This is a genomic window from Bacteroides sp. D55t1_190419_B8 (genome assembly GCF_015558905.1).
GTDB lineage: Bacteria > Bacteroidota > Bacteroidia > Bacteroidales > Bacteroidaceae > Bacteroides > Bacteroides vicugnae.
Genome location: NZ_JADMOU010000002.1, coordinates 135,569 through 150,275, shown reverse-complemented (window position 1 = coordinate 150,275; position 14,707 = coordinate 135,569). Strand labels below are relative to the sequence as shown.

Sequence of the window (14,707 nt, the reverse complement as noted above, 5' to 3'; positions counted from 1 at the left end):
TATTTCATCGTTGTATCTAAGGTTTTTCAGTGCAGAGATTAAGGATTTTCAGTGCAGGAATTAGTGAGTTTTTATGCAGTCGGGTAGTCGTCCTGTTATAAGGGGATAATAGTCACCTTATAGAATGATAAATATCACCTTATAAGATGACATTAGTCACTTTATAATATGACTATCTGTCTTTAGAAGGATGAGAAACTCTAAAGATACAAAATTAAACAGCAAAAAGCAAGAGGGAGACTGGAAATATTGCCTCATCGGCGGAACGGATGGATTGCATTTCCGCACGTTAGTTTGTAATATTCCACCATACGTTTGTAAAATGACGTATTTTTCAGGGAGTGTCCGTTTTTACAAGCATTAGAATAGCCTGTGTAATCGACTCTCGTCGGAACGTCCTATTTTTGAGTCAGAAAAACATCGTCGGAGTTTTATCTCTGCGATCGAAGTAGTTATCAGAAATAGAACAGAAATCTTTTATTTAACAATTTATTAAACTAATATTTATGAAACAGAAAGTAGCTTTCATGCTATTGGTTATTTCGTTCTGGTGTGCATCTGCTATTCAAGCACAGACGGGAAACCAAATTACAGGTAAAGTTGTCGATGCCTCCGGGGAACTCGCAGGAGTCAGTGTGGTGGTAAAAGGAACAACAAATGGAGTGACTACAAACATGGACGGCGAATTCAAATTGGGAAACGTAAAATCCGGCGACGTTCTGAAATTTTCTTTTGTAGGTTATAAAACCCAGGAAGTGAAAGTGGGCAATAAGAAAAGATTCGATATTGTAATGGAAGAAGATGCCCAGACATTGGAAGAGGTAACTGTAGTGGCTGTGGGTTACGGTGACGTCAGAAGGCGGGACCTGACCGGTTCTATCGGCAAAGCTAATATAAGCGATATGACGAAAACCCCGGTAAACAATATCGCGGAGAGTCTGGGTGGCCGTATTGCCGGTGTACAGGTGACTTCTACCGACGGAGCTTTGGGGGATAACTTCAATATCGTCATCCGCGGAGCGGGTTCGCTGACGCAAAGCACGGCTCCTCTCTATGTAATAGATGGATTCCCGCAGGAAAGTTCCAGCATGAGCGCCCTCAATCCGAATGACATCGCATCTATCGACATCTTGAAAGATGCGTCCGCCACAGCTATTTACGGTTCGCGCGGTGCCAATGGTGTCGTCATCATCACCACCAAACAGGGACAGGCCAGCAAGGCGAAAGTGACTTATAACGGAAGCGTCAGCATAAGCAAAGTCAACAAAACGATGGATATGATGAGCGGTTATGATTTCGCTTTGTTACAACAGGAAATCATGTCGGCAGACGACTTCTCCAATTATTATCTGAAGAATGGCGTCACTCTGGAAGATTACAAAACTTTTAGAGATTATGACTGGCAGGATGAAATCTACCGTACAGCCGTCAGCCACAATCACTATGTGGGATTGAACGGCGGTAGCGACAAAATGAAATATTCGGCTTCGCTCTCTTACAGCAACCAGCAGGGTATTGTTATCAATACGGATTTGAGCCGTTATCAGGGACGTTTCAATTTCAGCCAGCAAATCAATAAGAAGATAAAGGTAAATGCGAATGCGAATTTCGCCAGTAACGTGCAGAACGGAGTCAGTCCGTCGGCACAGGCTTCGTCGATGTCTCATTCCTTATTATACAGTGTTTGGGGATACCGTCCGGTTTCTCCGTCGGGTTCCGACCTGTTGGCGGCCATGTACGATGAAGATGTGTCGATGAGCGATGACTATCGTTTCAATCCGGTACTTTCCGCACGGAATGAATACCGCCGCAACACGACTAATCACCTGCAAGCCAACTTAGGAGTGGAATGGGAAATCATCAAAAACCTGAAATTCAAGACTACCGCCGGATATACGGGACGGGACATCAAAAGAGAAGAGTTCAACGGCAGTCAGACCCGTACAGGTAACTCGCATCCTAAGAATACACAAAGCAAGGGTATCAATGCCAAGCTGACTCAACAGGAAACCAGAAATTACCTGAATGAGAATACGTTGACTTATCAGTTCAACAAGAACAAACACAGTTTCAACGCACTGGCCGGTCTGACTTTCCAGAAATACTCCGATTATACGACCAGTATCACGCAGGATTACATCACGAACGAATCTTTCGGCATGGCAGGTATCGGTAAGAGTGAAGCTACTCCGACGACCACTGCATCGCTGGGCGACAACGCTATGATGTCTTACTTTACCCGTTTCAATTACAATTATAAATCAAAATATTACGCAAACTTTACCATACGTGCCGACGGCTCTTCCAAGTTTGCCAAGGATAATCGCTGGGGATACTTCCCATCCGGTTCGCTGGCATGGACTTTTTCACGTGAGAGTTTTGTAAGCGGGAATCTTCCCTGGCTATCAAACGGTAAATTACGCGCAAGCTGGGGTCTGACGGGTAACAACCGCATCGGAAATTATGATTACATGGCGCAGCTGATTACACACAGCGACTACTATAAATATCCGTGGGACAGCTCTTTCACTACCGGTTATGTACTGAGTTCCATGGCCAACCCCAGCCTGAAATGGGAGACGACCGAACAGTTCGACCTCGGTATCGATCTGGGCTTCCTCAAAGGCCGCATCAACCTGACACTGGACTACTATATCAAAACGACCAAAGACCTGTTATTGAACGCGGAAGTTCCGGCAAGTTCGGGTTATGCCACAGCAACACTGAATATCGGTAAGCTGCGTAACAAAGGTTTTGAAATCACCCTGGAAAGTACCAATATCACAACGAAAGACTTCACATGGAGCTCTAACTTCAACATTGCATTCAACAATAATGAAATTATCGCCCTCAACTCCGGACAGAAAGAAATGCTTAGCTACGTCAGATGGGATAATGCCTACAACAATATGCCTGCTTATATCAGCCGCGTAGGTGAATCTGCCGGAAAACTGTATGGTTACATCTACGAGGGTACTTACAAGTACGACGATTTTAACCAGACCACTAATTCGGACGGCTCCATATCATACAAACTGAAAGACGGAATCCCCAGAATCTCCGACAGTGTACAACCGGGTGACCCCAGATACAAAAAACTGTCCAACGACGGAACCAACAAAATCACCGACGATGACCGTACCATTATCGGCAACGGACAACCGAAACACACGGGAGGATTCACCAACAACTTTGTCTATAAGAACTGGGACTTGAATATCTTCCTACAATGGAGCTATGGAAACGATATTCTGAATGCAAACAGAATGGTTTTCGAAAATCCGAGCAACCGGACCAATACGAATATGTTCGCCTCTTACAACAACCGCTGGAGCGCAGCCAATCCTACCAGTGACATGCCGAGAGCGCAAGCTCTGGACGCCAAACATTACAGTTCTCTGTACGTGGAAGACGGCTCTTTCCTAAAGTTAAAGACCATCTCTTTAGGATACAACTTAGGAAGAAAAGCACTCTACAAACTGGGTATTCAGGCAGCCAGAGTGTACTTCTCCGCTGAAAATATAGCCACCCTCTCGGGATATTCCGGTTCAGACCCGGAAGTTTCCGTCCGCAACAGCGTATTGACTCCCGGATTCGACTGGTCTTCCTGCCCGCGTTCATTCAATGCATCATTTGGCGTAAACATAACATTTTAAAGAGTATTCAACATGAAAAAGATATATCGCAATTTAAAGACCGCTGTACTGGCATTAGGATGTATGTCCTTATTACTGTCATCCTGTTCAGACTTCCTGGATAAAAACCCGCATGATTTCGTCTCTCCCGAAATCTTCTACAAAAATGAAAGTGACTGTATGATGGCACTGGCCGGAGTTTATTGGACACTGGCTACCGACCATGTATACGGTGAGAGGTACTCGAATATCCTATCCAATACCGACGACTTGAGTTACTATGCCCGCCTGAACCAAAGCGGTCAGGTTTATACCAACTCACACAATTCAAGTAATAATGATATTTACCAGACGTGGACGCAGCTCTATTCCGGTATCAACAACGCCAACGTATTATTGGACAATATCGATGCAGCCAACATTCCGGATGCAGCCGTGAAGAACCGCATTAAGGGGGAAGCCAAATTCCTGCGTGCCTACTACCACTTTCTGCTTGTACAGAGCTGGTATGAAGTACCCATCCGCACAGAAACCGTGACCGACATCAATAACAGCTCCCTTGCGGCAACTCCGCATGCAGAAGCCATTGACTGGATTATCAAGGAGATGGAAGACTGCATCGACCTGGTGGATGACTCCAAATACGACCTGTCTCCATCACACGTCAAAAAGACGACTGTTCAAGGCATATTGGCACGCGTCTGCTTATGGCGCGCCGGATCGCCCTCCAATGGCGGCAAGGAGTTTTATGAAAAAGCGGCCAAGTATGCCAAGGCTGTGTATGACTCGCATAAGCACAAACTGTATCAGGGAGACATCTATGCGATCTGGAAAAACATCGCTTCCGACAAGTATGATACGGAATACAATGAAAGTATGTGGGAAGTGGAATTCATCGGTACCCGCGTAGACGGCAAGTTTACCTACTCACGCATAGGAAACACTATCGGAAACTGGCAGGAAAACACCTCTTCCACCGGTAAGGGATATGCCTACGGGTTCTATTGCGGTTCACTGATCTTATGGGATTTGTTCGAGAAAAACCCCGGTGACTTACGTCGCGACTTATCAATGGCTACTTACAAGCTCGACGCCAGCGACGCCGCGGTATACTGGAAAGATACGGAAATCGTGACACGCCGTTGCGGCAAATACCGCAGGGAATGGACCACTACTTCTCCTAAAGAGAAGAACAACGACCAGATCAACTATCCGGTGCTGCGTTATGCCGATGTGCTGCTCATGCTGGCCGAAGCCGAGAACGAAGCCGGTAAAGCTCCTACTGACCTGGCCTACGATGCAATCAATGAGGTACGCGAACGTGCCGGAATCGATAAAGTGGAGAACCTGTCATACGCGGAATTCCAACAGGAAGTGCGCGATGAAAGAGCCCGCGAACTCTGTTTCGAGAGTCTGCGCAAGTACGACCTTATCCGCTGGGGAATCTATTATGATGCCGCTCATAACAAACTAACTGAAGCCACGAACGACAAACGGTGGACTACCAGCGGGTATTATAAAGCAGCTAAAGAATATGCAGCCAATACGGAAGAAAGGCATCAGTTCCTGCCTATTCCGATGAAAGAATTGGGAGTGAACTTACTTCTGAAACAAAACTCTTATTGGAGTAACGCAGCAGAATAGTCTTATCTCCCCGTTTTGAGAAACATTATACCCCCAACAGAAAAACCATGAAACAGCTATTAATTACAGTCCTTTTGTCAGGAAGTTGCGGATTTCTTGCTGCACAGAAAACAGTTAAAACACCTGCCATATATAAACCTGTCCGTACCGAGATGTATAAAAAGGGATGGATAGACTTTAACAAGAACGGGGTGAAGGACATCTATGAAGATCCTTCAGCACCTGTCGATGCACGCATCGAGGATTTGCTCAAGCAGATGACGCTGGAAGAAAAGACCTGTCAGATGGTCACTCTGTATGGATATAAGAGGGTATTAAAGGATGATCTGCCCACTCCCGAATGGAAGAACCAGTTGTGGAAAGATGGTATCGGAGCCATTGACGAGCACCTGAACGGATTTCAACAATGGGGACTTCCTCCATCGGACAATGAATATGTCTGGCCTGCTTCCCGTCATGCGTGGGCGTTGAATGAGGTGCAGCGGTTCTTTATAGAAGAAACCCGGTTGGGTATTCCTACCGATTTCACCAACGAAGGGATTCGTGGGGTAGAAAGTTACAAAGCAACGAACTTTCCTACTCAACTCGGATTAGGACATACCTGGAATCGGGAACTCATCCGCCAGGTCGGTGTCATCACCGGACGGGAAGCCCGTATGCTGGGGTATACCAATGTTTACGCGCCCATACTCGATGTGGGGCGCGACCAGCGGTGGGGACGTTATGAAGAAGTGTACGGGGAGTCTCCTTATCTGGTAGCTGAACTGGGCATTGAAATGGTGCGGGGGATGCAGCAGGATTATCAGGTGGCTGCCACGGGAAAGCATTTCATCGCTTACAGTAACAACAAAGGCGGGCGTGAAGGTATGTCCCGCGTCGATCCGCAGATGTCTCCGCGCGAGGTTGAGATGGTTCATGTTTATCCTTTCAAGCGGGTGATCCGTGAAGCGGGATTGCTGGGAGTGATGAGTTCTTACAATGATTATGACGGGTTTCCTATCCAAAGCAGCTATTACTGGCTGACTACCCGCCTGCGCGGAGAGATGGGATTTCGTGGGTATGTTGTTTCCGACAGTGATGCTGTGGAGTATCTTTATACCAAACATAATACTGCCAAGGATATGAAAGAGGCGGTAAGGCAAAGCGTAGAAGCCGGATTAAATGTCCGTTGCACGTTCCGCTCTCCCGATTCTTATGTATTGCCGTTGAGGGAATTAGTGAAAGAGGGAGGATTGAGTGAGGAGGTCATCAATGACCGGGTACGGGATATTCTGCGTGTCAAGTTTTTAGTCGGACTGTTCGATCATCCGTATCAGACAGATTTGAAAGGGGCGGATGAAGAAGTGGAGAAAGCAGAAAACGAGGAAGTCGCCCTGCAGGCTTCCCGGGAATCGATCGTACTGCTGAAAAACGATCAAGACGTGTTGCCGCTGGATATTTCAGGTATCAAGAAGATAGCGGTTTGCGGACCGAATGCGGATGAATGTTCTTATGCATTGGGACATTATGGGCCGTTGGCGGTAGAGGTGACTTCCGTACTGAAAGGTATTCAAGAGAAGACGGACGGGAAAGCGGAAGTGCTTTATAGCAAAGGATGCGAACTGGTAGATGCGAACTGGCCGGAATCGGAATTGATTGATTTTCCGCTGACAGAAGAAGAGCAAAAGGAAATAGACAAAGCTGTCAGTCAGGCAAAAGAGGCGGATGTAGCGGTAGTTGTATTGGGAGGCGGACAGCGTACGTGCGGAGAGAACAAATCCCGCAGTAGTCTCGATCTGCCGGGGAGGCAACTTGACCTGTTGAAAGCAGTAGTGGCTACGGGCAAACCTGTCGTACTGGTGCTTATCAACGGAAGACCTTTGTCTATTAACTGGGCTGACAAGTTTGTTCCCGCCATTCTCGAAACGTGGTATCCGGGAGCGAAAGGTGGAAAAGCGGTAGCCGACGTGCTTTTCGGAGATTATAATCCGGGCGGTAAACTAACTGTCACTTTCCCGAAAACAGTGGGACAAATTCCTTTCAATTTCCCGTGCAAACCGTCTTCTCAAATTGATGGGGGGAAGAATCCGGGAATGGATGGCAATATGTCACGTGCCAACGGTGCATTGTATGCTTTCGGATATGGCTTGAGTTATACCTCTTTCGAATATTCCGACCTGAAAATAACTCCGGCAGTTATCACTCCTAATCAAAAGACGTATGTCACCTGCAAAGTGACGAATACAGGCAAACGGGCAGGAGATGAAGTAGTACAGCTCTATGTGCGCGATGTGTTGAGCAGCGTCACTACGTACGAGAAGAACCTGGCCGGATTTGAACGAATCCATCTGAAGCCGGGCGAAACAAAGGAAGTTTCTTTTCCCATTGACCGGAAGGCATTGGAATTGCTGAACGCGGATATGCATTGGGTAGTAGAGCCCGGTGATTTCACACTGATGGTAGGGGCTTCTTCTACGGATATTCGTCTGAACGGCACGTTAACGGTGGTTGACTGCATAAACGACTCTACTCCGCAAAACAAGGAAAACGAAGCTCCGATAAGTGCAAGTACGAATCATGAAACGGTGAATAACGTGGTGGATAACAACCCTACCACTTTCTGGGAGGGAAACAAAGGGGATTACATCACCTTTGCCTTACAGAACGAAGCGAAAGTGGATGGCATTTCCATTGCCTTTCATCGGGACAACGGACTGGAAACCGATTTTGAAATACAGCTTTCCAGTGGTGGCGGACAGTTCCTGACGGTGTACTCCGGCACAGTGAAAGAGTATCATAAGCTGTTGAACTTTCCTTTTAAAGGAACTACTGCCAGCGACCTGCGTATCGTGTTAGGCAGTGACAGAGTGGGCATTACAGAAATCAAATTACCTCAAATTAAAAAATAAGATATATGAAAACCAGACTATTCCTCTTACTTATTATGTGTCTGTTTATTCTGCCGTCGGCATCAGCACAACAGAAAGAATATTCGTTGTGGTACAGTCAGCCTGCACCTAATGAAGGAGCTGAAAACATTGTAAAGAGTCGCGGATTCCCTTATGACAAATATTGGGAGAGATGGTCTTTACCCATAGGGAACGGATATATGGGGGCTTGCATATTCGGACGCACGGATACGGAGCGTATTCAGTTGACAGAAAAAACATTCGGCGTCAAAGGACCGTACAAGAAAGGGGGCATCGGCAACTTTGCGGAAATATATATAGAGGGTATTCACCATGACCAGCCATTGAACTACAAACGTTCACTGCGCCTCAACGATGCCATCTCTACGGTAAACTACCAATACGAGGGTGTGAACTATACAAGGGAATATTTCGCCAACTACCCAAGCAATGTAATCGTCGTAAAGCTCAAAGCGGACCAACCCGGAAAGATTTCGTTCACTCTTCGTCCCGTGCTTCCTTACCTGCACGAATATAACGACGAAGGAACCGGACGTACAGGCAAGGTATCAGCACAGAATGACTTGATTACCCTGACCGGAGATATACAGTTTTTCCGGCTGCCGTATGAAGCGCAGATTAAAGTAATTCCCAGTGGGGGACAGCTAAAAGCGATGAACGACGAATCGGGAAACAACGGAACCATCCGCATACAACAGGCTGACAGCGTAGTGTTACTGATTAATGCACAAACAGCTTATCAACTGAAAAGTTCGGTATTCACGGCATCTCCGGAAAACAAGTTTACCGGAAACGAGCATCCGCACCGTGCTGTCAGCCAATGCATACAGAAAGCGGCCGACAAAGGATATGAGGCATTGTGCAAAGAGCATATAGCCGATTATCAGTCTCTCTTCAGCCGGGTGGACTTGCGTCTTTGTGATGAGACTCCCGGTATACCGACTGACAGCCTGTTGCACGACTATCAGAGAGGAAAAGAAAGTTTATATATGGATGAATTATTGTTCCAGTACGGACGTTATTTATTAATCGCTTCGTCGAGAAAGGGTTCGTTACCACCCCACCTTCAGGGAGCATGGAGCCAGTATGAATATGCGCCCTGGTCCGGAGGCTACTGGCATAACATCAATATACAAATGAATTACTGGGCTGCCTTTAACACGAATCTGGCGGAAGTATTTATTCCTTATGTGGAATACAATGAAGCTTTCCGTCAATCGGCCAACGAGAAAGCGACAAGTTATATCAAAAAGAATAACCCTGACGCCTTATCGGCCATCCCCGAAGAAAACGGATGGACCATCGGAACGGGGGCAAACGCTTTCTCAATAGATAGCCCCGGCGGACATTCGGGACCTGGAACGGGAGGATTCACCACCAAATTATTCTGGGATTATTATGATTTCACCAGGGATGAGGATATACTGAAGAAACACTCTTATCCCGCCATGCTGGGTATGGCCAAATTTCTTTCGAAAACTCTGAAACCGACAGAGGAAGGATATTTGCTGGCTGATCCGTCTTCTTCGCCTGAACAATATCATAACGGTACGACCTACCAGACGAAAGGTTGTGCATTCGATCAGGGAATGATTTGGGAGAGTTTTCATGATGTATTGAAAGCAGCGGATATCCTGAAAGAGGAGTCGCCTTTCCTCCGGACGATAAAAGAGCAGATTGGCAAACTGGATGCCATCCAGATCGGAGAATCGGGGCAGATAAAGGAATATCGTGAAGAAAAAAAGTATAGTGACATCGGAGATCCGCGCCATCGCCATATTTCGCATTTATGCGCACTCTATCCGGGTACGCTGATTAATGCGGAGACTCCCGAATGGTTGAAGGCGGCTACCGTAACTTTAAACAACCGGGGAGATAAATCGACAGGATGGGGTGTCGCCCATCGTTTAAACTTATGGGCACGGGTAAAAGACGGGGATATGGCGTACCAACGATACCAGCTGTTATTGAAGAAATACATCCTCGAAAACCTGTGGAATATGCACCCGCCTTTCCAGATTGACGGAAACCTGGGAGGGACTGCCGGAGTAGCAGAAATGTTGATTCAAAGTCATGAAGGGTATATCAACCCTCTCCCCGCCCTGCCGGCTGCATGGAGAGACGGAAGTTATGAAGGTTTGGTAGCCCGGGGAAACTTTGTAGTTTCCGTTTTCTGGAAACAGGGACTCATGACTCAAATGGATGTCTTATCCAGAGCGGGTGGCGAATGCGTCATTCAATACAAGGATATTGCCAATTTTACAATCAAAGACGCCAAAGGAAAGAAAGTGAAAACTATCCGGGAAAGTAAGAACCGCATCAGATTTGCCACCCAAAAAGGAAATACCTATTACTTAAACCATTAATAAAAGATATGAGACTGAAAAAACAAATAGCGATTCTGGCACTGGGAGCAGGGTTCGTCGGCTGCACTCCCCAACCGGCAACCAACCTCATTGAAGATAACATGGAGTTTGCACAGCAACAACTCCGGTTTGCTTTTGATGAGATAGATTATGCCATCGTCAATGAGTCACCCGAAAGCCGCGCAAAACGGGAAAAGAACGGTTGGGGAGAATTGACCAACCCCCGCAATTCGGAACCGGACGGGACACTGAACTTGGTGCCGTCCAAAGACTGGACAAGCGGATTCTTTCCGGGAGAACTTTGGTTCCTTTACGAATATACCCAAAACAATTTCTGGAAAAAGAAAGCCCAGCAACATACTGATATATTAGAAAAAGAAAAGATGAACGGAAGTACTCACGACATGGGTTTTAAAGTCTATTGCAGCTTTGGCAACGGATACCGTCTGACGCAAGATGAACACTACAAGGAGGTATTGCTGCAATCAGCACACACGCTCGCTACACGCTTCAAACCGGCGGCAGGGATTATCCGGTCGTGGGATCATAGTACGGCCAAATGGGTATGTCCGGTGATCATTGATAATATGATGAACCTTGAACTGCTGTTCTGGGCTACTAAGGAGAGCAAAGACTCTACGTTTTACCGGATAGCGGTCAATCATGCAAGAACTACGATGAAGCATCATTTCCGGCCTGATTTCAGCAGTTATCATGTGATAGATTATGATACAATTACAGGGCAGGTATTAAAAAAGAATACTCATCAGGGCTTTGCCGATGAATCTGCCTGGTCACGCGGACAGGCATGGGCGCTCTACGGATATACGATGTGTTATCGCGAAACCCGGTTACCGGAGTTTTTGGAGCAGGCACAAAACATAGAGAAGTACCTCTTTACTCATCCCAATATGCCGGAGGATCTTATTCCTTACTGGGATTTCGATGCGCCCGGTATACCCGACGAGCCGCGTGATGTTTCAGCGGCTACGGTCATCGCTTCGGCACTTTATGAACTTAGCCTGTATGATCCTGAAAAGGGGGAACGCTACAGGAGCAATGCGGATAAGATCATAGAGAACCTGACGAAGCATTATCGCGCTACGCTAAAGAAAGACAACGGTTTCCTGTTATTGCACAGCACGGGTACCAAACCGACTAATACGGAAGTGGACGTACCTATTGTCTATGCAGACTATTATTTCATAGAAGCGTTGATGCGTAAAAACAAATTAGAAAAAACGGGTAAACTGTTTTAATATTAAATCATGTCGGTAAGAAAACGGAGTATTTAATTGTTTAAACTAACGGATAAAACCATGAAGAAATCTACTAAATTATGGATGGTCATTCTCTTCCTATTCACCGGAGCAGGAAGGGTAACTGCTCAAATTCCATCTACCAGAATATACGACGGAGAGAAACTGGCTAAGGTAAAAGCCCGTATGGAGTCAAAAGAATATGCATCTGCCATCACTAAATTGATGAATGAGGCGGACAAAGCCCTGAAAAGTAAACCTGTCTCCGTGATGGATAAAACGATGGTTGCGGGTAGCGGGGACAAACACGACTACATTAGTATGGGACCTTACTGGTGGCCCGATCCGACGAAACCCGACGGTCTGCCTTATATCCGCAAAGACGGAGTACGCAATCCTAATGCAACGAGTGACTGTACGAACATCGGAAAGACAATTAATGATATATCGACTTTAGGAATCGCCTACTATTTCTCCGGCAATGAGAAATATGCAGCCAAAGCTGCTGAACTCACCCGCATCTGGTTTCTGAACCCTGAAACTCGCATGAATCCCAACATGAATTATGCACAAATGATTCCGGGTCATAATGGGAACAAGGGCAGAGGGTTCGGCATGATTGATGTTTATTCGTTTATCAATTTACTGGATGCAGTAGAGATGATGAATACTTCCACCGCCTTTACAACAGCAGACCGTTCCGGTCTGAAAGATTGGTTTACCGATTATCTGGAATGGATTCGCACCAGTCCTGTAGCCGACGAGGCACGGACATCTGAAAATAATCATGGGGTATCTTTCGACGTGCAACAAACGGTATATGCGCTCTTCACCGGAGATTCTGTCCTGGCACGGAAGACAATCAGTGAGTTTGCAAAGTTACGATTGTTCCCACAAATCGAACCCGACGGCAGGCAACTTAGAGAACTGGAGCGCACCAACGGACTTAGTTACACAAACTACAATCTGGCTCTTATAATGGATATGTGTGCAATCGGCCATACATTAGGTATAGATGTCTACAACAGCACTTCCAAAGACGGGCGTTGCATCGCGAAAGCATTGAAGTATATGGCTTCTTTTATCGGCAAGCCACAAAGTGAGTTTCCATACCAGCAAAGCAGGGATTGGGAAAAAGAGTTGCAAACAAGTTGTTGGATATTGCACCGTGCTTCTTTCTATGACAATAAATCGGGTTGGGAGGAGATCTGCCAAAAATATCTGAAGCCATCCAGCACGGACAGAAGGCGATTGTTATATAGTTTAGAATAATTCAATAGGTATATTATAAATATTACACGACATCGGAATAGATTAAGATGTTTCTGAATAAGATATTACCAGATTCTGACAAGATTGGGTAATGTCTTATTTTTATAATGAGGAAAATTGTTACCTTTGTTATATCTTATATTTGCAATAAGATCAAATCTAATTTTTCCTCTTATGAAAATAATTAAAGCCGCCCGCATCGTTATCCTCATTACCGGACTAGTAGTAGCCGGAGTGTTCTTTTCATCCCCTGTTTCTGCCCAGGATATTTCGGGAACCTGGCATGGAAAACTTTCCATTCCCACCGGTTCATTGACTATTGTATTCCATATCAGTCAAACAGAACAGGGAACTTATGTGACGACATTGGACAGCCCCGACCAAGGAGCTAACGGCATAAAGACGCAGACTACTTCTTTCAATGATTCTATATTGACAATCCAGATACCCATTATCCATGCCTCTTACAAAGGAAAATTGGATAGTAATCAAACAATCAGTGGGACGTTTATACAGGGAATGCCTATTCCATTGAATTTGGAAAAGGGAGAAGCCGGTCGCCCCAAGCGCCCGCAGGAGCCTCAACCGCCTTTCCCTTACAAAAGCGAAGAGGTCATTGTGAAGAATGAGCAGGATGACATCAATCTTGCCGGAACATTGACTCTTCCCCAAAAGGGAACTAAGTTTCCGGCAGTGGTTATGGTGACAGGGAGCGGTGCACAGAACCGGGATGAAGAAATCATGGGACACAAACCTTTCCTCGTCATCGCCGATTATCTGACCCGGAACGGAATTGCCGTACTTAGGTGTGATGATAGGGGAACTGCCGCTTCACAAGGTAATCACGCAACAGCTACCAATGAGGATTTTGCCAGAGATACGGAGGCTGCTATCAATTATCTGCGCAGCAGAAAAGAAATTAATGCAAAGAAAATCGGTATCATCGGACATAGTGCGGGCGGAATCATTGCATTCATCGTTGCAAAAAAAGATCCGTCGATCGCATTTGTCGTTTCATTGGCAGGGGCCGGTGTGAAAGGTGACAGTCTGATGTTGAAGCAGGTAGAGTTAATATCTAACTCCCAGGGAATGCCGGATGCAGTCTGGCAGGGGATGAAACCGTCTATACGAAACAGGTACGCCATACTGCAACAAACGGATAAGACTCCCGAAGAGTTACAGAAAGAATTATATGCAGACATTACCCAAACAATGTCTCCCGAACAGCTGAAAGATTTAAATACCATCCAGCAGATATCTGCACAAATCAGTTCGATGACTTCTCCGTGGTATCTGCATTTTATGCGATATGATCCGGCCGAAGACTTGAAGGAACTAAAATGTCCGGTTCTGGCACTAAACGGAGAAAAAGACATTCAAATGGATGCCGCCATGAACCTGACCGCCATCCAAGAAAGAATCACTGGAAATGGAAATACAAATGTAACTATCAAAGCCTATCCCAACTTAAACCATCTGTTTCAGACTTGCGAAAAAGGAACACTGGCAGAATACGGGCAACTGGAGGAAACCATCAGCCCGGAAGTTTTAAAAGATATCGCGGAATGGATTCTAAAGCAAACGAAATAGTCGCTTTATCCATCTTCCAACCTCCCGGCAAT

General features: G+C 46.0%; 7 protein-coding genes. All 7 read left to right on the top strand.

Annotated features, from left to right (window positions below; all coding sequences use genetic code 11):
* The first annotated feature begins 506 nt into the window (after positions 1–506).
* The 7 genes from I2I13_RS02955 to I2I13_RS02925 all read left to right on the top strand — a co-directional run bounded on the left by I2I13_RS02955 (position 507) and on the right by I2I13_RS02925 (position 14,675).
* Positions 507–3,656, top strand: a complete 3,150-nt coding sequence (locus tag I2I13_RS02955) for a TonB-dependent receptor (RefSeq protein ID WP_195648717.1) — start codon at positions 507–509, stop codon at positions 3,654–3,656.
* Positions 3,657–3,668: 12 nt separating this feature from the next.
* Positions 3,669–5,279: a RagB/SusD family nutrient uptake outer membrane protein gene (locus tag I2I13_RS02950; protein WP_148367671.1), complete on the top strand. Its 1,611-nt coding sequence runs from the start codon at positions 3,669–3,671 to the stop codon at positions 5,277–5,279.
* 47 nt (positions 5,280–5,326) lie between these two features.
* Entirely contained in the window at positions 5,327–8,167 is a 2,841-nt protein-coding gene (locus tag I2I13_RS02945) for a beta-glucosidase (protein WP_195648716.1), read from the top strand.
* 5 nt (positions 8,168–8,172) lie between these two features.
* On the top strand, positions 8,173–10,554 hold the full coding sequence (locus I2I13_RS02940) for a glycoside hydrolase N-terminal domain-containing protein (protein ID WP_195648715.1): 2,382 nt from the start codon (positions 8,173–8,175) through the stop codon (positions 10,552–10,554).
* Positions 10,555–10,562: 8 nt separating this feature from the next.
* Positions 10,563–11,813 carry a glycoside hydrolase family 88 protein gene (locus I2I13_RS02935; protein ID WP_195648714.1) on the top strand — a complete coding sequence of 417 codons (1,251 nt, stop codon included), beginning with the start codon at positions 10,563–10,565 and terminating at the stop codon, positions 11,811–11,813.
* Between the two features lie 60 nt (positions 11,814–11,873).
* Positions 11,874–13,085 carry an alginate lyase family protein gene (locus I2I13_RS02930; RefSeq protein WP_148367675.1) on the top strand — a complete coding sequence of 404 codons (1,212 nt, stop codon included), beginning with the start codon at positions 11,874–11,876 and terminating at the stop codon, positions 13,083–13,085.
* Positions 13,086–13,259: 174 nt separating this feature from the next.
* A complete protein-coding gene (locus tag I2I13_RS02925; protein ID WP_195648713.1) occupies positions 13,260–14,675 on the top strand; it encodes an alpha/beta fold hydrolase in 1,416 nt (471 codons plus the stop codon).
* Positions 14,676–14,707: the final 32 nt, after the last annotated feature.